The sequence below is a fragment of the Enterobacter sp. MGH120 genome (assembly GCF_001037725.1).
In the GTDB taxonomy this organism is placed as follows: Bacteria; Pseudomonadota; Gammaproteobacteria; order Enterobacterales; family Enterobacteriaceae; genus Enterobacter; species Enterobacter hormaechei_C.
Window position 1 is genome coordinate 2,465,695 of record NZ_KQ089940.1, and the last position, 20,136, is coordinate 2,485,830.

Genomic DNA, 20,136 nt, shown 5'->3' on the forward strand with positions numbered 1-20,136 from the left:
AGATGAAACCGTTAATTCAGGTCCAGGCCGTGAGCCAGCGTTTTTCCACCGCCAGCGGCGAGTTTCTGGCGCTGCAAAACGTCTCTTTTGATATCCACGAGGGCGAAACCGTCAGTCTGATTGGTCACTCCGGCTGCGGCAAGTCGACGCTGTTAAACCTGATCGCCGGGATCACGCTGCCGACAGAAGGCGGGCTGATTTGTGACAACCGCGAAATCGCCGGGCCGGGGCCAGAGCGTGCGGTGGTGTTCCAGAACCATTCGCTGCTGCCGTGGCTGACCTGCTTCGACAACGTGGCGCTGGCGGTGGATCAGGTTTTCCGTCACACCATGAGTAAGGCCGAGCGCAAAGCGTGGATTGAGCACAACCTCGACCGGGTGCAGATGGGCCACGCGCTGCATAAGCGCCCCGGGGAGATCTCCGGCGGTATGAAGCAGCGCGTCGGGATTGCCCGGGCGCTGGCAATGAAGCCGAAAGTGCTGCTGATGGATGAGCCGTTTGGCGCGCTCGATGCGCTGACGCGTGCCCATCTTCAGGACTCGGTGATGCAGATCCAGCAGGCGCTGAACACCACCATCGTGCTCATCACCCACGATGTGGACGAGGCGGTACTGCTCTCTGACCGCGTACTGATGATGACCAACGGCCCGGCGGCCACCGTGGGTGAGATCCTGCGCGTCGATCTGCCGCGCCCGCGCAACAGGGTGCAGCTGGCGGATGACAGCCGCTATCACCACATGCGCCAGCAGATCCTCCATTTCCTCTACGAAAAACAGCCGAAAGCGGCGTAATGAGGGGGCACGATGCGACTGGTCATTATCGGTAATGGTATGGCGGCAACCCGGCTGATTGCGTCGCTCACCGGGCGTGTTCCCGGTCGTTTCGCTATCACCGTCATCGGTGACGAGCCTGAGCAGGCGTACAACCGCATCCAGCTTTCACCGGTGCTGGGTGGCGAAAAGCAGGCGGAGCACATCTGTCTGCACGATGAAGACTGGTACACGGCACGAGGCGTGACGGTGCTGCGAGGAGAAAAGGCGCTCGCAGTAGACGTCAACGCGCGTGAAGTGCATACCTCTGCTCGCACGCTGGGCTGGGATGCGCTGGTGTTTGCCACCGGGTCTACCCCTGTAGTGCCGCCGATCCCCGGCGGCGATGCACCGCATGTGTTCACCTTTCGCACCCTGGCAGAGACCCGCGCCATCCAGAATATCTCCGGGCCGGCGGTAGTGCTGGGCGGCGGCGTACTCGGCGTGGAGGCAGCGGCAGCCCTGGCGCGAAACGGTGACAACGTCACGCTTATCCATCGCGGCACGTGGCTGATGGAACAGCAGCTGGATCAGCAGGCGGGACTGCTGCTTGACGAGGCGCTGGCGAAGCGGGGCGTACGCTGTGAACTCGCCTCCGGCATCACGGCCATCGCTGACGATGCCGTGACGTTGCTCGACGGACGCCGCATCGCCGCCACGCGCGTGGTGCTGGCTACGGGTGTACAGCCCAACGTCGCGCTGGCAAAAGCCAGCGGCATTCGCTGCGCGCGCGGCATCGTGGTGGATCAGCAGATGCAAACCTCCGTGCCGGATATCTACGCCATCGGCGAGTGCTGCGAAATTGACGGCCAGACGTTTGGCTTGGTCGCCCCCTGTCTGGCGCAGGCGGATATTCTTGCCGCGCGGCTGGCCGGGGAGGTCACCGCGCCGTTTACCCTGACCGACAACGGCGTGCGCCTTAAGATGACCGGCGTGGCGCTGTTCAGCCTCGGACGCGCGACGGCGCAGGCGGACGATGTGGTCTGGAGTTCATGGGACCCGCTGACCCGTCACTATCGACGTTTACTGATCCATCAGGGGGCGCTGGCTGGCGTGCTGCTGATGGGTGACTGCCGCAGCGCGGCAACCTTTACCGATTTACTGGCAACGGCTGCGCCCGCCCACGCGGACTGGCTGTTCGATCGTTTCACAACGCAACCGCAGGTTGCAGGACAGAACGCTATGACAAAACCTACTCTGGTGGTGGTTGGGCACGGTATGGTCGGCCATCATTTCCTCGAAGACTGCGTTAACCGCAATTTGCATCAGCAGTATCAGATTATTGTTTTTGGCGAAGAGCGCTATGCCGCCTATGACCGCGTGCATCTGTCGGAATATTTTGGCGGACGCAGCGCGGACTCGCTCTCGCTGGTGGCGGGGGCGTTCTTTGCCGATAACGGCATTGAGCTGCGCCTCTCGCAGCAGATCGTCGCTATCGATCGTGATGCACACGTAGTGCGTACCGCCAGTGGCCATGAGACTCACTGGGACAAGCTGGTGCTGGCGACCGGCTCGTACCCGTTCGTACCACCCGTTCCGGGCAACGATCTGCCGGGTTGTTTTGTCTACCGCACCCTCGACGATCTGGACAACATTGCGGCCCATGCGGCAGGCTCTCGCCGCGGCGTGGTAATTGGCGGCGGCCTGCTGGGGCTGGAGGCGGCGAATGCGCTTAAGCAGCTCGGGCTGGAAACCCACGTGGTGGAGTTTGCGCCTAACCTGATGGCGGTGCAGCTCGACAGCGACGGCGCGGCAATGTTGCGCAAGAAAATTGAGGCGCTGGGCGTAGGGGTACACACCAGTAAATCGACGACGGAGATTGCCACCGCAGACGACGGGCTGGTGCTGCGCTTTGCCGATGGTGAACAGCTGGAAACGGACATGGTGGTCTTCTCTGCTGGTATTCGTCCGCAGGACGCGCTGGCGCGCAGCAGCGGGCTGGCTGTCGGCGAGCGCGGCGGGATCTGCATTGACGACGGCTGCCGGACCTCGGATCCGGATGTGCTTGCCATCGGTGAATGCGCGCTGTGGGATGGGAAAATCTTTGGCCTGGTGGCACCGGGCTACCAGATGGCGCGCGTGGCCGCCGCTGTGCTGGCGGGTGAGGAGAAGCGCTTCACCGGCGCGGATATGAGTACCAAACTCAAGTTGCTGGGCGTGGATGTGGCGTCGTTTGGCGATGCTCACGGGCGCACGCCGGGTGCGCTGAGCTACCAGTGGACGCACGGGCCGCAGCAAATCTACAAAAAGATTGTGGTCAGCCACGACAGCAAAACCCTGCTGGGTGGCGTGCTGGTGGGCGATGCCAGCGAATACGCCACGCTGGTGCAGATGATGCTCAACGGCATCAGCCTGCCAAAAGAGCCGGAAACGCTGATCTTACCCGTATCGTCAGGCAGCGCGCCGAAAGCGCTGGGCGTGGCGGCGCTGCCGGAAAGCGCGCAGATCTGTTCGTGTCATAACGTCAGCAAAGGGGATATCTGCCAGGCGGTAAGCGCGGGTGCGACGGATATCGGCGCCATTAAGCAGTGCACCAAAGCGGCGACCGGCTGCGGAGGCTGTAGCGCGCTGGTGAAGCAGGTGATGGAGTTCCAGCTTGCAGAGCAGGGCGTGGAGGTGAAAAAGGATATCTGCGAACACTTCCCGTACTCGCGTCAGGAGATTTATCACCTGGTGCGCGTCAACCATATCCGCACCTTCGACCAGCTTATCAGCCGCTACGGTCAGGGACACGGGTGCGAGATCTGTAAGCCGCTGGTGGGATCGGTATTGGCTTCCTGCTGGAACGAGTATCTGCTGAAACCGGCGCATCTGCCGTTGCAGGACACCAACGACCGCTATTTCGCCAATATTCAGAAGGACGGAACCTACTCCATCGTCCCGCGGATGCCTGCGGGTGAAGTGACCGCCGACGGGCTGATCGCCATCGGCCAGATCGCGAAACGCTATAGCCTTTACAGCAAAATTACCGGCGGGCAGCGTATTGACCTGTTTGGCGCCACGCTCGAACAGTTGCCGGAAATCTGGCAGGCGCTGGTAGAGGCCGGGTTTGAGACCGGACATGCTTACGGGAAATCCCTGCGCACGGTGAAATCATGCGTCGGGTCGACCTGGTGCCGCTACGGCGTGCAGGATTCCACCGGCCTCGCGGTCAGGCTGGAGCACCGCTACAAGGGGCTGCGCGCGCCGCACAAAATCAAAATGGCGGTCTCCGGCTGTACCCGTGAGTGCGCAGAGGCGCAGAGCAAAGACGTAGGGGTGATTGCCACGGACAAAGGCTGGAACCTCTATCTGTGCGGCAACGGCGGGATGAAGCCGCGCCACGCGGATCTCTTCGCCAGCGATCTGGACGACGAAACGCTGATCCGCACCGTTGACCGTTTCCTGATGTTCTACATTCGCACGGCAGATCGTCTGCAACGCACCAGTACCTGGATGGATAACCTGGAAGGCGGCCTCGACTATCTGCGCGAGGTGATCCTCAACGACAGCCTGGGGATCGCCCACGAGCTGGAGCAGGAGATAGCCCGGGTGGTGGAGACCTACCAGTGCGAATGGCAAACCACCCTTAACGATCCTGACCGCCTGGCGCTGTTCCGCACCGCGGTAAACGTCCCCGCCGCGGAGGGGAACAAGCGCTGGCAGGAAATTTGTAATATCGACGAGATCCCGGAGCAGGCGGGCATTGGCGCGCATCTTGGGCGCAAACCGATTGCGCTGTTCCGCTTTGGCAAAACCGTTTATGCCCTCGACGATCGGGAGCCGGGCAGCCGCGCGAACGTGCTTTCACGCGGCATCCTCGGCGATGCGGCGGGGGAACCGGTGGTGATCTCGCCGCTCTACAAGCAACGTATTCGTCTGCGCGACGGGTGTCAGGCTGAGAGCGGGGCGCCTGCGGTGCGTGCCTGGCCGGTAAAAATCGAAAACGGCAAGGTGTGGGTTGGAAATGAAGAGCTGGTGATGCGCGCGGAGGCCTCATGACGGAAACCCGGACAACGTGCCCTTACTGCGGGGTGGGCTGCGGCGTGGTCGCCAGCGCAGACGGTGAAAAGGTGAGCATTCGGGGGGATGAAACTCATCCGGCGAATTTCGGTCGTCTGTGCGTAAAAGGATCCGCCCTTGGGGAAACCACGGGGCTACAGGGACGACTGCTGCGCCCGGTTGTCGATGGCCGGGAGGTGGCATGGCCGCAGGCGCTGGGCGAAGCGGGCGAGCGGCTGCGGAACATTATCAACGAATGGGGGCCGCAGGCGGTGGCGTTTTATGCCTCCGGCCAGCTGTTGACCGAGGATTACTATGCCGCCAACAAGCTGATGAAAGGCTTTATCGGGGCGGCGAACATTGATACCAACTCGCGGCTGTGCATGTCATCGGCGGTGGTGGGCTACAAACGCGCCTTCGGTGAAGACGTGGTGCCGTGCAGCTACGAGGACGTGGAAAACAGCGATCTGGTGGTACTCGTTGGCTCGAACGCGGCCTGGACGCATCCGGTGCTGTATCAGCGGCTGGTGCAGGCAAAACACAACAATCCGCAGATGAAAGTGGTCGTGATCGATCCGCGTAAAACCGCCACCTGCGATATCGCCGATCTCCACCTCGCGCTCAGACCCGGCAGTGACGCCGGGCTGTTTGTGGGGTTGCTCAATCTGATTCAGGGGCGCGGCGAGTGGCCGATCCCTCGCGTGGCGGCGTTTTGCGATCTGCCTTCAGACGAGATTGGCACCTTCTACGACTGGTTTGTCACCGCGCCACGCGCGATCACGCTCTACACCATGGGGATCAACCAGTCCTCCAGCGGCAGCGACAAGTGCAACGCCATCATTAACGTGCATCTTGCCAGCGGGAAGTTCAACCGTCCTGGCTGCGGCCCGTTTTCGCTGACCGGACAGCCAAATGCCATGGGCGGGCGGGAAGTGGGGGGACTGGCGAACCAGCTGGCGGCGCACATGAACTTCGAGCCGGACGATCTCTCGCGCGTGGCGCGTTTCTGGGGAACGGAACGGCTGGCGCAGACCCCGGGCCTGATGGCGGTGGAACTGTTTGACGCCATTGCCCGCGGCGAGGTGAAGGCGGTGTGGATCATGGGCACCAACCCTGCCGTGTCACTTCCCGACAGCCACGCGGTGTGCCAGGCGCTGGCGGCCTGCCCGCTGGTCATGGTATCTGAGGTGATGCAGGAGACGGACACCAGCCGGTTTGCCCATATCCGTTTTCCCGCCCTGGGCTGGGGCGAGAAAAACGGCACGGTGACCAATTCTGAACGCCGTATCTCCCGCCAGCGCGCCTTTCTGCCTGCGCCGGGCGAGGCCAGACCGGACTGGTGGATCATCGCCCGGATCGCAGACCAGCTCGGTTATGGCGATGCCTTCGCCTGGGAACACCCTCAGGAGATATTTTGTGAACATGCGGCGCTGACGGCGTTTGAAAATAACGGCGAACGGGCGCTAAACCTGCGCGAACTGGCGTCGCTGTCGCGAGAGGCGTGGGACGAGCTGGCGCCGTATCAGTGGCATGCCGGTGATTTCCCGCAAAGAACGCTTGTTCCGGTTGACCCCTCCCCGCATGGGGCAGGCGTCGACGAATGGTACCCCTTGATACTGAATACCGGGCGGATCCGCGATCAGTGGCACACCATGACGCGCACGGGGTATGTTCCGCGTCTGATGCAGCATATCGATGAGCCTTTTGTTGAGATGAACGCAACCGATGCGGCGCGCGCCGGGCTGACTGACGGCCAGCTGGCGCGGGTAAGCTCCCCGCGCGGAGTGATGGTTGCCAGAGTACGTATCTCCACCGCGCAGCGTGCAGGCGAGCTGTTTGCGCCGATGCACTGGAACGCACAATTTGCCCGGCAGGGTAAGGTCAATGCGCTGGTGGAAGGGCGGGTTGATGCCGGGTCCGGCCAGCCGGAGAGTAAACAAACCGCGGTGAGGATCATGCCCTGGCTACCCGCCTGGCAGGGTGAACTGTATGCCCGCGAGCTGCCAGCGCTGCCGCCGTCGGTCTGCTGGTGGCGTAAAGCCTCACGTCTGACGGTGGCGGGGGAGCAGCCGTTGCTGTCGTGGATCATGGCGTACGCCAGCGGTCGGGGCTGGCAGTTACAGGTGGCACAGACGGGAGAACGCAGCAGCGTGCTCGCCTGGCATCACGGTGAGCTGATGCTGGGCTACTGGGAGGGCCATACGCTGCCGGCGCTGGCGCATGCGTTTATTGAAGAAGCCTTTGCTGCTGCGCCCGTCCAACTTGCTGAACGCCATGCGCTGCTGCACGGGCAACGGCCGGACGAAGATGCCGATCCCGGGCGAATTATCTGTAGCTGCTTCAGCGTGGGTGAAAATACGATACGTAAGGCAATAGCCGGAGGCTGTGATTCTGCCCCAGCGCTGGGCGTGAAGCTGCGCTGCGGCACGAACTGTGGTTCCTGCGTGCCGGAGCTGAAAGCGCTGTTGGGATAATAGTGAAAGGGCGTCGGGTGGCGGCTTCGCACCGGTACGAATTTGTAGGTCGGGTAAGGCGAAGCCGCCACCCGACAAATCTTTTCAGGATATTCCTGAAATTTCTCTTAAGACTGGTTTTCAGGGCTTATGGCGTTAACATAATAAGTGTTTGTTCATAAACACAGGTTCTGATTGACGACGTTGAAGGCTGTATCGTCCCGCATCCGTTTTTTGCTGTTACTCCCCCTTTTTACGGCTGGAGCCGTTCATGGTGCGCCGAAATCCTTCGTGCAGCAGGCGCAAAATCCGTTTGATAACAACGGCGATAGTCTGCCGGATCTCGGCATGGCGCAACCGACCAGCGAAGGCGAAAAGCATCTGGCTGAAATGGCTAAGGCCTTCGGTGAAGCCAGTATGACCGATAACGGCCTGACGGCCGGGCAGCAGGCGCGACAGTTCGCGTTTGGCAAGGTGCGGGATGCCGTGAGCGGGGAAGTCAACGAGCAGATTGAATCCTGGCTTTCACCCTGGGGAAACGCCAACGTCAATGTGCTGGTGGATGACGACGGCAACTTTAACGGCAGCAGCGGAAGCTGGTTTATCCCCTGGAACGACAATACCCGCTATCTGAGCTGGAGCCAGCTTGGGCTGACGCAGCAGACAGACGGGCTGGTGAGTAACGTCGGGGCAGGTCAGCGCTGGGTTGCCGGAAACTGGCTGCTGGGCTACAACACTTTTTACGACAACCTGCTGGAAGACAACCTGCAACGTGCCGGGCTGGGCGCAGAGGCGTGGGGTGAAAACCTGCGCCTGTCGGCCAATTACTACCAGCCGTTCGCTGGCTGGCAGCCGCGTTCCGACATCCGCGAGCAGCGCATGGCGCGCGGATACGACGTAACGGCCAAAGCCTGGCTTCCCTGGTTTCACCACCTGAACACCAGCGTCAGCTTTGAACAGTATTTTGGCGATAACGTCGATCTGTTTAACAGCGGTACGGGGTATCACAACCCGGTTGCGGTCAACCTGGGGCTGAACTATACCCCCGTACCGCTGGTCACCCTGACCGCTGCCCATAAGCAGGGGGAGAGCGGCGTTAGCCAGAATAACCTCGGGCTGAAGCTCAACTATCGTTTTGGCGTGCCGCTGGCGAAACAGCTTTCCGCCGGGGAAGTGGCGGCGACGCGCTCGCTGCGGGGCAGCCGCTATGATTCACCCGATCGCGATAATCTGCCCGTGATGGAATTCCGTCAGCGCAAAACCCTCTCGGTATATCTGGCCACGCCGCCGTGGGATCTTAAGCCAGGCGAAACGGTGATGCTGAAGCTGCAAATTCGCAGCACGCACGGTATCCGGCAGATCCACTGGCTGGGTGATACCCAGGCGCTCAGCCTGACCTCACCGGCAAACGGCAACAGCAGCGATGGCTGGAGTGTGATCATGCCTGCATGGGATGATTCGGAAGGGGCGAAAAATACATGGCGGCTTACGGCCGTGGTGGAAGATAAGGATGGGCAGCGTGTCTCCTCCAATGAGATCACGCTTTCCGTGGTGCAACCGCTCGTCGCAATGCCTGCCGACGATCCACGGTGGAAGTTGCTGCCGGATGAGTAAGTTAAAAAATGCGCTCCTGATGCACCCAGACGGCGGCTTCGACGCGGGATTTTAACTTCATTTTTTTCAGCATGTGTTTGACATGCACTTTGACCGTGCTCTCGGTGATGTCCAGACGGCGGGCGATCATTTTGTTCGGCAGCCCCTGGGCAATCAGCTTCAGAATGTCACGCTCGCGCGGGGTCAACTGGCTGACGTCACGATCAGACGTGGCGCGGTTCGCACGCAGGCTGGCGGCCAGTACCGGCGTTAACGCTTCACTCAGCACCATCTCGCCTGCGGCAGCCTGTTGCAGCGCCTTAAGCAGATCTTCCGGCTCCATATCTTTCAGCAGATAGCCGTCTGCCCCTCGCTTGAGAGCGGTGACCACGTCTTCTTCATGGTTTGAGACACTGAAGACCACCACCCGGCCAGAGAGGGATTTCTCCCGCAGCTTGTCGAGGGTTTCCAGGCCATTCATGCCCGGCATGTTGAGATCGAGCAAGATCAAATCAGGATCGAGCGATTCGGCAAGTTCAATACCCTGTTCGCCGTTACTGGCTTCCCCGACGACGGTGATATCTGGCGCCATGCTGACAAGCTGTTTAACGCCAGTGCGCAGCATCGGATGATCGTCAATCAACAGGATAGATGCCGGTTCCTGATTAGTCATGGTTTTCTCCTTGAGCAGTTATGAGGGGCTTTTCGGGTATAAAGGTGACCACAACTTCGGTGCCACCTGACTCTCCCCGGCGAACCTGGCAATCACCGCGCAGGCTTTGCGCGCGGTCTCGCATGATAATTAAACCATAGTGGTTCGTTCGTTCGGCATTTTCCGGCACGCCGCGGCCGTTATCCTGAACCCTGAGCTTCACCTGATTATCCTGGCAGCTGACGGTGACCGTGGCGGCCGTCGCCTCGGCATGCTTGAGCACGTTGCTCAGGGCTTCGCGGGCAATTTGCAGCAAGTGGATCGCCTGGTGAGAGGGGACAAAACGCGGTGGCAGCTGGTAATCCAGCTTCACCGGGAAGCCCAGCCGGGCGCTAAACTCCTGACAGCTGGATTCCAGCGCAGGGCGCAGCCCCGGCTCGGTGAGCTGCAAACGGAAGGTGGTCAGCAGCTCGCGAAGCTGAATCCACGAGGTGTTAAGCTCGTTGCGGATCTGGCTGAGCAGCTGTTTGCTGCTCTCGGGCATGCCTTCATCCTGCATTTGCAGGCAGCTCACCTGCATCTTCATGCAGGAGAGGGACTGGGCGATGGAGTCGTGAAGCTCGCGGGCGATGGTGGCACGCTCCTCCATCACGATCAGCTGCTGCTGTTTCTCCTGGTGGCGGTCGAGCGCCAGCGTGGCCGTGAGCTGCTCAACAAGCGTATCGACCAGCTGCTGCTGGTCGTGGCTCAGGTGACGTCCGGCGGGCAGGGTGGCCAGCAAAATACCGTACTGGGTATGGCTGTCCATCAGCCGCCACTTGAGGGTCGTGCCGCTGGTGGTAAGTGGCGGCAAGCCGCGCGGGCACAGATGACACCCTTTATCGTCGCAGGAGATGTCCGACTGACAGGTAAATTCCTGATGGTTTTCCTCATCTTCAACGTCGTAAACCCGAAGCTCAAGATCGCGGAGCAGAGTCAGATTTTGCAGGCCGTTCAGTACCGGCGAGAGACGTTCGCAAAGCGGGACCTGCATATGCAGGCGACGGTTCGCCTGCCAGAGGAAAGAGAGGATCTCGTTTTTCTGCTCAAGCCCGGCGGTTTTCTCCTGGACGCGTTGTTCCAGTACCGCGTAGCTTTCTGATAGCTCTGCCGACATGGTGTTGAGCGCCTCGCCGAGCATCGCCATTTCGTTGCGCCCGCTGATGTGCGTGCGCTGGGTAAAATCGCGCTGTGTGACGGCGCGGGCCATCGCCAGGAGCTGTTTCCAGGGGTTAAGCAACCGCGCGCGCAGCCAGATAACCGTGAAAATTAGCAGCAAACCCATAAACAGCGCCATTGCGCGGTGAACCATCACCACACGGTCAATGCGTAACTCTGTGGTGCGATCGAATGAGGAGACAAGATGATCGATGCGTGACACAAACCCGGCGACGTCCCGGGCGACCGTTTCCCGGTCTTCCGCCCGCTTTAACCCAGGCTCCAGCTGGGTATGCCAGTAGCCCTGAAGCGCCTTAAGCTGAGATTGCTGACCGTCACGGATGGCGGCTCTTTCCAGTTCAGGGCTGAATGCGGTACGCTCCATTTCGTCGATAAGCGGTTGGTCAGCCTGCGTCAGCGGCACCGACGCCAGCAGCCGGTAACTCTGCATACGTAGCGAGCCTGCCTCGTTGATGGCATGCGCGTTACCCTGTACACCCTGTACCAGCCAGCCAGAAATAGCCATGCCGGTCACGCCGATAGCGGTGGACAGCAGAACAATAAGCGCCAGCTGGTTAACCAGCGTCAGCGGAGATAAACATCTTTTTAACATAGAGTTGCCGGGCTCCTGACGTGACCTGATTGCAGGAATGGCGCTATTCTGGTGCATACCCTGGAGTATACCCATACCAATAAAGGATTACCTCTAAATTGCCAGAGGGGTAGCGGTTAGTGGGTGGACGAAGCAGGGATGCGTCAGCACCGTGAAAAACCACACCTTTTTTACGTTTTGCATCTACTCATTAAGAGTGATGGCTTTTTTTTCGCCGCAAAACCTCCCACTTTTCCTTTGATTTATATCAACTTACCGCCGCTCTAAAGCCCTAATGTTTGCAGCATCATTCGAGAATCAGAGGTGTCTATGAGTCACTCTTCCGCTCCCGAAAGGGAAACTGGTGCCGTTATTACAGACTGGCGTCCAGAGGATCCGGCGTTCTGGCAACAGCGCGGCCATCGTGTAGCAAGTCGTAATCTGTGGATTTCCGTTCCATGTCTGTTACTGGCGTTTTGCGTCTGGATGTTGTTTAGTGCGGTTGCGGTTAACCTTCCAAAAGTGGGCTTTACCTTTACCACCGATCAGCTGTTTATGTTGACCGCGTTGCCGTCGCTTTCAGGCGCACTGCTGCGCGTTCCTTACGCGTTTATGGTGCCGGTCTTTGGTGGTCGTCGCTGGACGGCTTTCAGTACCGGGATCATGATCGTACCGTGCGTGTGGCTCGGTTTTGCGGTGCAGGATACCTCCACACCGTTTAGCGTATTCGTGATTATCTCTCTGCTGTGCGGTTTTGCGGGGGCGAACTTTGCGTCCAGTATGGCAAACATCAGCTTCTTCTTCCCGAAAGCGAAGCAGGGTGGTGCGCTGGGCATTAACGGCGGCCTCGGTAATATGGGCGTGAGCGTGATGCAGCTGATTGCCCCGCTGGCGATCTCTGTCTCCATCTTTGCGGCCTTTGGCGGCGGCGGTGTGACGCAGCCCGACGGTTCCGTGCTGTTCCTGCAAAACGCCTCCTGGATTTGGGTACCGTTCCTGGTGGTCTTTACCCTGGCTGCGTGGTTCTTCATGAACGATCTGTCCGCGTCCAAAGCGTCACTGAGCGAGCAGCTGCCAGTGCTGAAGCGTGGCCACCTGTGGGTGATGGCGCTGCTGTATCTGGCGACCTTCGGCTCGTTCATCGGTTTCTCCGCAGGTTTTGCCATGCTGTCTAAAACCCAGTTCCCGGACGTGCAGATCCTTCAGTTTGCCTTCTTCGGTCCGTTTATCGGCGCGCTGGCACGTTCGCTGGGCGGGATGATCTCCGACCGTCTGGGGGGAACGCGCGTTACGCTGGTGAACTTTGTTGTGATGGCCATCTTCTGTGCGCTGCTGTTCCTGACGCTGCCTGCGGGTGGTGAGGGGGGTAACTTCTTTGCCTTCTTCGGCGTATTCATGGTGCTGTTCCTGACCGCCGGGCTGGGCAGTGCGTCTACTTTCCAGATGATCTCTGTCATCTTCCGCAAGCTGACCATGGACCGCGTCAAAGCGCAGGGTGGGAGCGACGAGCAGGCAATGCGTGAAGCCGCCACCGATACCGCTGCGGCGCTTGGGTTTATCTCTGCGATTGGCGCGATTGGCGGCTTCTTTATTCCAAAAGCGTTCGGCATCTCACTGGATCTGACCGGCTCTCCGGCGGGTGCGATGAAAATATTCCTCGTCTTCTATATCGCCTGCGTGGTCATCACCTGGCTGGTATATGGCCGTAATACCAAGAAAAACAAGTAAGCTTGATTATCCGTTTGCGCGGCCTGAGTGCCGCGCTTTTTTTAATCGCTAAATAGTTACAACATACTAATAGCTTTTCCTGTGGTCATACGCAGGTAACGCTGTGATCGCCATCGCTTTACAGGTGTTTCTACCCCTTAATACCTAAGATGTTAAATTTTGCCTCGCTTATTGTACGATAAATAAAATATATCTATATAAATCATAAAGTTAAAAAATATTAACGGCTACCGCTTTGGTGGTATTTGATCTAATACCCCCCCTCAGAGTCCCCCTTCGTCTTGATCGTTATCAATTCTCACCATCTTTCATAGCGTTACCTTCGCTGCAAATCAGCAATGTCGATTTAGAGAGCCACAGGCTCCACACAGGAGATACCCGATGAGCAAATTTTTGGACCGGTTTCGCTACTTCAAACAGAAGGGTGAAACTTTTGCCGATGGGCACGGCCAGGTTCTGGATACCAACCGGGACTGGGAAGACGGTTACCGTCAACGCTGGCAGCATGACAAAGTTGTCCGTTCTACCCACGGCGTAAACTGCACTGGCTCATGTAGCTGGAAGATTTTCGTTAAAAACGGTCTGGTGACCTGGGAAATGCAGCAGACCGATTATCCGCGTACCCGTCCGGATATGCCGAACCACGAGCCGCGCGGCTGCCCGCGTGGGGCCAGCTACTCCTGGTATCTCTACAGCGCCAACCGTCTGAAATACCCGCTGATGCGTAAACGCCTGATGAAAATGTGGCGTGAAGCGAAAGTGCAGCACAGCGATCCGGTTGATGCCTGGGCCTCCATTATTGAAGATGCCGACAAAGCGAAAAGCTTCAAACAGGCGCGTGGTCGCGGTGGTTTCGTTCGTTCTTCCTGGAAAGAGGTGAACGAGCTGATTGCGGCTTCTAACGTCTACACCGTGAAAACCTACGGTCCTGACCGTGTGGCAGGCTTCTCGCCAATCCCGGCGATGTCGATGGTCTCTTACGCCTCCGGCGCGCGCTACCTGTCACTCATCGGCGGTACCTGCCTGAGCTTCTACGACTGGTACTGCGACCTGCCGCCAGCGTCGCCTCAGACCTGGGGCGAGCAGACCGACGTGCCGGAGTCCGCTGACTGGTACAACTCCAGCTATATCATCGCCTGGGGCTCTAACGTTCCGCAGACCCGTACCCCGGATGCGCACTTCTTTACCGAAGTACGTTACAAAGGGACCAAAACCGTCGCCGTGACCCCGGACTACGCCGAAATCGCCAAACTGTGCGACCTGTGGCTGGCGCCGAAACAGGGTACCGATGCCGCAATGGCGCTGGCGATGGGCCACGTCATGCTGCGTGAATTCCACCTCGACAAGCCAAGCCAGTATTTCACCGATTACGTGCGTCGCTATACCGACATGCCAATGCTGGTGATGCTCGAAGAGCGTGACGGCTATTACGCCGCAGGCCGTATGCTGCGTGCCGCGGATCTGGTGGATGCGCTGGGTCAGGAAAACAACCCGGAGTGGAAAACGGTCGCCTGCAACAGCAACGGCGAGCTGGTGGCGCCAAACGGTTCTATCGGCTTCCGCTGGGGCGAAAAAGGCAAATGGAACCTGGAGCAGCGTAACGGCACTACGGGTGAAGAGACGGAGCTGCGTCTCAGCATGCTGGGCAGCCAGGATGAGATCGCCGATGTCGGCTTCCCGTACTTTGGTGGTGAAGGTTCCGAGCACTTCAACAAGGTTGAGTTGCAAAACGTTCTGATGCACAAGCTGCCGGTGAAGCGCCTGCAACTGGCGGACGGTTCTACTGCTCTGGTCACTACCGTCTACGATCTGACCATGGCGAACTACGGCCTGGAGCGCGGCCTGAACGACGAAAACTGCGCGACCAGCTATGATGACGTGAAGGCTTATACCCCAGCCTGGGCGGAGCAGATCACCGGTGTGCCACGCGCCCAGATCACCCGTATCGCCCGCGAATTTGCGGAAAACGCCGACAAAACCCACGGTCGCTCCATGATCATCGTCGGTGCCGGTCTGAACCACTGGTATCACCTCGATATGAACTATCGCGGCCTGATCAACATGCTGATCTTCTGCGGCTGCGTCGGGCAGAGCGGCGGCGGCTGGGCGCACTACGTGGGCCAGGAAAAACTGCGTCCGCAGACCGGCTGGCAACCGCTGGCGTTTGCCCTTGACTGGCAGCGTCCGGCTCGTCACATGAACAGCACCTCCTACTTCTATAACCACTCCAGCCAGTGGCGCTACGAGACGGTTACCGCCCAGGAGCTGCTGTCGCCGATGGCGGATAAATCCCGCTACAGCGGCCACCTGATTGACTTCAACGTGCGCGCTGAGCGTATGGGCTGGCTGCCGTCTGCGCCGCAGCTGGGTACGAACCCGCTGCGTATTGCGGAAGCGGCGAAGCAGGCGGGCATGTCACCGGTGGACTACACCGTTAAATCCCTCAAAGACGGCTCAATCCGCTTCGCGGCAGAACAGCCGGAGAACGGTAAAAACCATCCGCGTAACCTGTTCATCTGGCGCTCTAACCTGCTGGGTTCTTCCGGTAAAGGCCACGAGTACATGCTGAAATACCTGCTCGGTACCGAAAACGGTATTCAGGGTAAAGATCTCGGCAAGCAGGGCGGCGTGAAGCCGGAAGAAGTGGAGTGGAAAGACAACGGTCTCGACGGCAAGTTGGATCTGGTGGTGACGCTGGACTTCCGTCTGTCCAGTACCTGCCTGTACTCCGACATCGTGCTGCCTACTGCCACCTGGTACGAAAAAGACGACATGAATACGTCGGATATGCATCCGTTTATTCATCCGCTGTCGGCGGCCGTTGACCCGGCGTGGGAATCAAAAAGCGACTGGGAAATTTACAAAGACATTGCGAAGAAATTCTCTGAAGTCTGTGTAGGGCACCTGGGCAAAGAGACCGACGTGGTGACGCTGCCAATCCAGCACGACTCCGCTGCCGAACTGGCGCAGCCGCTGGACGTGAAGGACTGGAAAAAAGGCGAGTGCGATCTGATCCCGGGCGTAACCGCGCCGCACATTATTCCGGTTGAACGTGATTACCCGGCAACTTACGAACGCTTTACCTCTATCGGCCCGCTGATGGAGAAGATCGGTAACGGCGGTAAAGGCATCGCCTGGAACACCCAGAGCGAAATGGATCTGCTGCGCAAGCTCAATTACACCAAAGCAGACGGTCCGGCGAAAGGCCAGCCGATGCTGAACACGGCAATTGATGCGGCAGAGATGATCCTGACCCTGGCCCCGGAAACCAACGGCCACGTGGCGGTGAAAGCGTGGGCGGCCCTGAGTGAGTTTACCGGTCGTGACCACACGCACCTGGCGAAGAATAAAGAGGAAGAGAAAATCCGCTTCCGCGATATACAGGCCCAGCCGCGCAAGATTATCTCCAGCCCGACCTGGTCTGGCCTCGAAGATGAACATGTGTCCTATAACGCCGGATACACCAATGTTCACGAGCTGATCCCATGGCGCACGCTTTCTGGCCGCCAGTCTCTGTATCAGGATCACCAGTGGATGCGTGACTTCGGTGAAAGCCTGCTGGTTTACCGTCCGCCAATCGACACCCGCTCCGTGAAAGCGGTGATGGGCGCGAAATCGAACGGTAACCCTGAGAAGGCGCTGAACTTCCTGACGCCGCACCAGAAGTGGGGTATCCACTCCACCTACAGCGACAACCTGCTGATGCTGACGCTGTCGCGCGGGGGGCCAATCGTCTGGATGAGCGAAGCGGACGCCAAAGATCTGGGTATCGAAGATAACGACTGGATCGAAGTGTTCAACAGCAACGGCGCCCTGACGGCACGTGCGGTGGTGAGCCAGCGTGTACCGGCCGGGATGACCATGATGTACCACGCGCAGGAACGTATCGTTAACCTGCCGGGGTCTGAGATCACCGAGCAGCGCGGCGGTATTCACAACTCCGTGACCCGTATTACGCCGAAGCCGACCCACATGATCGGTGGTTATGCCCAGCTGGCCTACGGCTTTAACTACTACGGCACCGTAGGATCGAACCGCGATGAGTTCGTGGTGGTACGTAAGATGAAGAATATTAACTGGTTAGATGGCGAAGGTAATGACCAGGTACAGGAGAGCGTAAAATGAAAATTCGTTCACAAGTCGGCATGGTGCTGAATCTGGATAAATGCATCGGCTGTCATACCTGCTCAGTCACCTGTAAAAACGTCTGGACCAGCCGTGAAGGTATGGAGTACGCCTGGTTCAACAACGTGGAAAGTAAGCCGGGCACCGGCTTCCCGACCGACTGGGAAAACCAGGAGAAGTGGAAGGGCGGCTGGATCCGTAAAATCAACGGCAAACTGCAACCGCGCATGGGTAACCGTGCCATGCTGCTGGGTAAAATCTTCGCTAACCCGCATCTGCCGGGCATTGATGATTACTACGAGCCGTTTGATTACGACTACCAGAACCTGCACAACGCGCCGGAAAGCAAACACCAGCCGATCGCCCGTCCTCGCTCGCTGATCACCGGCCAGCGCATGGACAAAATTACCAGCGGTCCAAACTGGGAAGAGATTCTGGGCGGCGAGTTCGAAAAACGCGCCAAAGACCAGAACTTCGAGAACATGCAGAAGGCGATGTACGGCCAGTTCGAAAACACCTTCATGATGTACCTGCCGCGCCTGTGCGAACACTGCCTTAACCCGGCTTGCGTGGCGACCTGCCCAAGCGGCGCCATCTACAAGCGTGAAGAAGATGGCATTGTGCTGATCGACCAGGACAAGTGCCGCGGCTGGCGTATGTGCATCACCGGCTGCCCGTACAAAAAAATCTACTTCAACTGGAAGAGCGGTAAGTCTGAGAAGTGCATCTTCTGCTACCCGCGTATCGAAGCCGGTATGCCGACCGTCTGCTCAGAGAGCTGCGTAGGTCGTATCCGCTACCTCGGCGTGCTGTTGTACGACGCGGACGCGATTGAAAATGCCGCAAGCACCGAGAACGAGAAAGATCTGTATCAGCGTCAGCTGGACGTCTTCCTCGATCCAAACGATCCGAAGGTTATTGAGCAGGCGCTGAAAGACGGTATTCCGCAGAGCGTGATTGACGCCGCACAGCAGTCCCCGGTGTACAAAATGGCGATGGACTGGAAGCTGGCCCTGCCGCTGCACCCGGAATACCGCACGCTGCCGATGGTCTGGTACGTGCCGCCGCTGTCTCCGATTCAGTCTGCGGCGGACGCGGGTGAACTGGGTAGCAACGGCATTCTGCCGGACGTGGAAAGCCTGCGTATTCCGGTTCAGTATCTGGCCAACCTGCTCACCGCAGGGGATACCCAGCCGGTCCTGCTGGCGCTGAAACGTATGCTGGCGATGCGTCACTTCAAACGTGCCGAAACCGTTGACGGCGTTAACGATACCCGCGCGCTGGAGGAGGTTGGTCTGACCGAAGCGCAGGCGCAGGAGATGTACCGCTATCTGGCAATCGCTAACTACGAAGATCGTTTCGTGGTGCCGAGCAGCCACCGTGAACTGGCTCGCGAGGCCTTCCCGGAGAAAAGTGGGTGTGGCTTTACCTTTGGCGACGGTTGCCACGGGTCAGACAGCAAATTCAACCTGTTCAACAGCCGCCGCATTGACGCGATGGATGTGACCAGCAAAACGGAGCCGCACCAATGATTGAACTCGTCATTGTTTCGCGTCTGCTCGAGTACCCTGATGCTGCGCTTGTGCAGCATCAACAGGAACTCTTTGATGCACTCGCGTCATCTGAAAACCTGGATAAAGAGGATGCCCAGAAGCTGGGCGTTTTCCTCCGCGATCTGCTGGCACGCGATCTTCTTGATGCGCAGGCGGACTACAGCCAGCTGTTTGACCGGGGCCGTGCCACGTCTCTGCTGCTGTTCGAACACGTTCACGGTGAATCCCGCGACCGTGGTCAGGCGATGGTGGATCTGATGGGCCAGTACGAGCAGCACGGTTTGCAACTCGACAGCCGCGAGCTGCCGGATCACCTGCCGCTGTATCTGGAATATCTGGCGCAGTTGCCGAAAGAGGAAGCGCTGGGCGGGTTGCAGGACATTGCTCCCATTCTGGCGTTGCTCGGCGCGCGTCTCCAGCAACGTGAGAGCAGCTATGCAGTCCTGTTCGATCTGCTGGTGAAACTGGCTAACGCCTCGGTTGACAGTCAAAAAGTGGCGGAAAAAATCGCGGATGAAGCCCGTGACGATACCCCACAAGCACTGGATGCCGTCTGGGAAGAGGAGCAGGTGAAATTCTTTGCTGACCAGAGCTGTGGCGAATCTGAAATCTCCGCGCATCAGCGTCGTTTTGCCGGAGCGGTGGCTCCGCAATATTTGAATATCTCTAACGGAGGACAGCACTAATGCACTTCCTGAATATGTTCTTCTTTGACATTTACCCGTATATCGCGGGCACCGTATTCCTGGTGGGAAGCTGGCTGCGTTATGACTATGGCCAGTACACCTGGCGTGCTGCCTCCAGCCAGATGCTGGATCGTAAAGGGATGAACCTGGCGTCAAACCTGTTCCACATCGGGATTTTGGGGATTTTCGCCGGTCACTTCCTGGGGATGCTGACCCCGCACTGGATGTACGAAGCGTGGCTGCCGATTGACGTGAAGCAGAAGATGGCGATGATTGCCGGCGGCGCCTGCGGCGTGATGACCCTGGTGGGTGGTCTGTTGCTGCTGAAACGCCGTCTGTTCAACCCACGCGTGCGGGCTACCACGACCGGAGCGGACATCCTGATCCTCTCCCTGCTGATGGTGCAGTGTGCGCTTGGTCTGCTGACCATTCCGTTCTCTGCGCAGCATATGGACGGCAGCGAAATGATGAAGCTGGTGGGATGGGCGCAGTCTGTCGTGACCTTCCGCGGGGGCGCTTCTGAGCATCTGGACGGCGTGGCGTTTATCTTCCGCGTTCACCTGGTGCTGGGTATGACCCTGTTTGTGCTGTTCCCGTTCTCTCGCCTGGTGCACATCTGGAGTGCGCCGGTGGAGTACCTGACGCGCAAATATCAGATTGTGCGTGCTCGTCGCTGATTCGCTGTATTAATACAACCCCGCATTTGCGGGGTTTTTTTTGTCCCCGATCCAGCGGGGCGTGCGGATGCCGGGTGGCGGCTGCGCCTT

General features: G+C 59.0%; 11 protein-coding genes. 9 read left to right on the top strand and 2 right to left on the bottom strand.

All coding sequences use genetic code 11. From position 1 onward, the window contains the following. Window positions 1-2: 2 nt before the first annotated feature. From SK54_RS11600 to SK54_RS11615, 4 genes are all read left to right on the top strand, one after another. On the top strand, window positions 3-791 hold the full coding sequence (locus SK54_RS11600) for an ABC transporter ATP-binding protein (protein ID WP_015570359.1): 789 nt from the start codon (window positions 3-5) through the stop codon (window positions 789-791). A gap of 12 nt (window positions 792-803) precedes the next feature. Beyond that, window positions 804-4,790: a nitrite reductase large subunit NirB gene (gene nirB, locus SK54_RS11605; RefSeq protein ID WP_073971603.1), complete on the top strand. Its 3,987-nt coding sequence runs from the start codon at window positions 804-806 to the stop codon at window positions 4,788-4,790. Beyond that, window positions 4,787-7,264 (top strand): nitrate reductase, encoded by a 2,478-nt coding sequence (locus SK54_RS11610; protein ID WP_047365556.1) that lies wholly within the window; start codon window positions 4,787-4,789, stop codon window positions 7,262-7,264. Before nirB ends, SK54_RS11610 begins: the two co-directional genes overlap by 4 nt. Window positions 7,265-7,438: 174 nt before the next feature. Next, window positions 7,439-8,857 (top strand): YchO/YchP family invasin, encoded by a 1,419-nt coding sequence (locus SK54_RS11615; protein WP_017384247.1) that lies wholly within the window; start codon window positions 7,439-7,441, stop codon window positions 8,855-8,857. Window position 8,858: 1 nt separating this feature from the next. Here SK54_RS11615 and narL read toward each other — a convergent pair whose 3' ends face one another. Beyond that, the gene (gene narL, locus SK54_RS11620; protein ID WP_003856701.1) at window positions 8,859-9,509 is read right to left on the bottom strand and encodes a two-component system response regulator NarL; all 651 of its coding nucleotides are present in this window, start codon (window positions 9,507-9,509) and stop codon (window positions 8,859-8,861) included. Next, window positions 9,502-11,298, bottom strand: coding sequence for a nitrate/nitrite two-component system sensor histidine kinase NarX (gene narX, locus SK54_RS11625; RefSeq protein WP_017384246.1), 1,797 nt, complete (start codon window positions 11,296-11,298; stop codon window positions 9,502-9,504). The genes narL and narX overlap by 8 nt, the downstream gene beginning before the upstream one ends. 309 nt (window positions 11,299-11,607) lie before the next feature. Between narX and SK54_RS11630 the strand changes: the two genes are divergently transcribed. From SK54_RS11630 to narI, 5 genes are all read left to right on the top strand, one after another. Next, window positions 11,608-13,005, top strand: coding sequence for a NarK family nitrate/nitrite MFS transporter (locus SK54_RS11630; protein WP_017693303.1), 1,398 nt, complete (start codon window positions 11,608-11,610; stop codon window positions 13,003-13,005). 381 nt (window positions 13,006-13,386) lie between these two features. Next, window positions 13,387-17,130, top strand: coding sequence for a nitrate reductase subunit alpha (locus tag SK54_RS11635; RefSeq protein WP_032669675.1), 3,744 nt, complete (start codon window positions 13,387-13,389; stop codon window positions 17,128-17,130). After that, on the top strand, window positions 17,127-18,662 hold the full coding sequence (narH, locus tag SK54_RS11640; protein WP_017384243.1) for a nitrate reductase subunit beta: 1,536 nt from the start codon (window positions 17,127-17,129) through the stop codon (window positions 18,660-18,662). Before SK54_RS11635 ends, narH begins: the two co-directional genes overlap by 4 nt. Further along, window positions 18,659-19,369 carry a nitrate reductase molybdenum cofactor assembly chaperone gene (gene narJ, locus SK54_RS11645; protein WP_017384242.1) on the top strand — a complete coding sequence of 237 codons (711 nt, stop codon included), beginning with the start codon at window positions 18,659-18,661 and terminating at the stop codon, window positions 19,367-19,369. Before narH ends, narJ begins: the two co-directional genes overlap by 4 nt. Continuing rightward, window positions 19,369-20,046, top strand: coding sequence for a respiratory nitrate reductase subunit gamma (gene narI / locus SK54_RS11650; RefSeq protein WP_023303851.1), 678 nt, complete (start codon window positions 19,369-19,371; stop codon window positions 20,044-20,046). The genes narJ and narI overlap by 1 nt, the downstream gene beginning before the upstream one ends. Window positions 20,047-20,136: the final 90 nt, after the last annotated feature.

Coding starts and splice junctions, on each gene's coding strand:
- nirB (WP_073971603.1), top strand. CDS start 804: ATGCGACTGGTCATTATCGGTAATGGTATGGCGGCAACCCGGCTGATT.
- SK54_RS11635 (WP_032669675.1), top strand. CDS start 13,387: ATGAGCAAATTTTTGGACCGGTTTCGCTACTTCAAACAGAAGGGTGAA.
- narI (WP_023303851.1), top strand. CDS start 19,369: ATGCACTTCCTGAATATGTTCTTCTTTGACATTTACCCGTATATCGCG.
- SK54_RS11610 (WP_047365556.1), top strand. CDS start 4,787: ATGACGGAAACCCGGACAACGTGCCCTTACTGCGGGGTGGGCTGCGGC.
- narH (WP_017384243.1), top strand. CDS start 17,127: ATGAAAATTCGTTCACAAGTCGGCATGGTGCTGAATCTGGATAAATGC.
- SK54_RS11600 (WP_015570359.1), top strand. CDS start 3: ATGAAACCGTTAATTCAGGTCCAGGCCGTGAGCCAGCGTTTTTCCACC.
- narX (WP_017384246.1), bottom strand. CDS start 11,298: ATGTTAAAAAGATGTTTATCTCCGCTGACGCTGGTTAACCAGCTGGCG.
- narL (WP_003856701.1), bottom strand. CDS start 9,509: ATGACTAATCAGGAACCGGCATCTATCCTGTTGATTGACGATCATCCG.
- narJ (WP_017384242.1), top strand. CDS start 18,659: ATGATTGAACTCGTCATTGTTTCGCGTCTGCTCGAGTACCCTGATGCT.
- SK54_RS11630 (WP_017693303.1), top strand. CDS start 11,608: ATGAGTCACTCTTCCGCTCCCGAAAGGGAAACTGGTGCCGTTATTACA.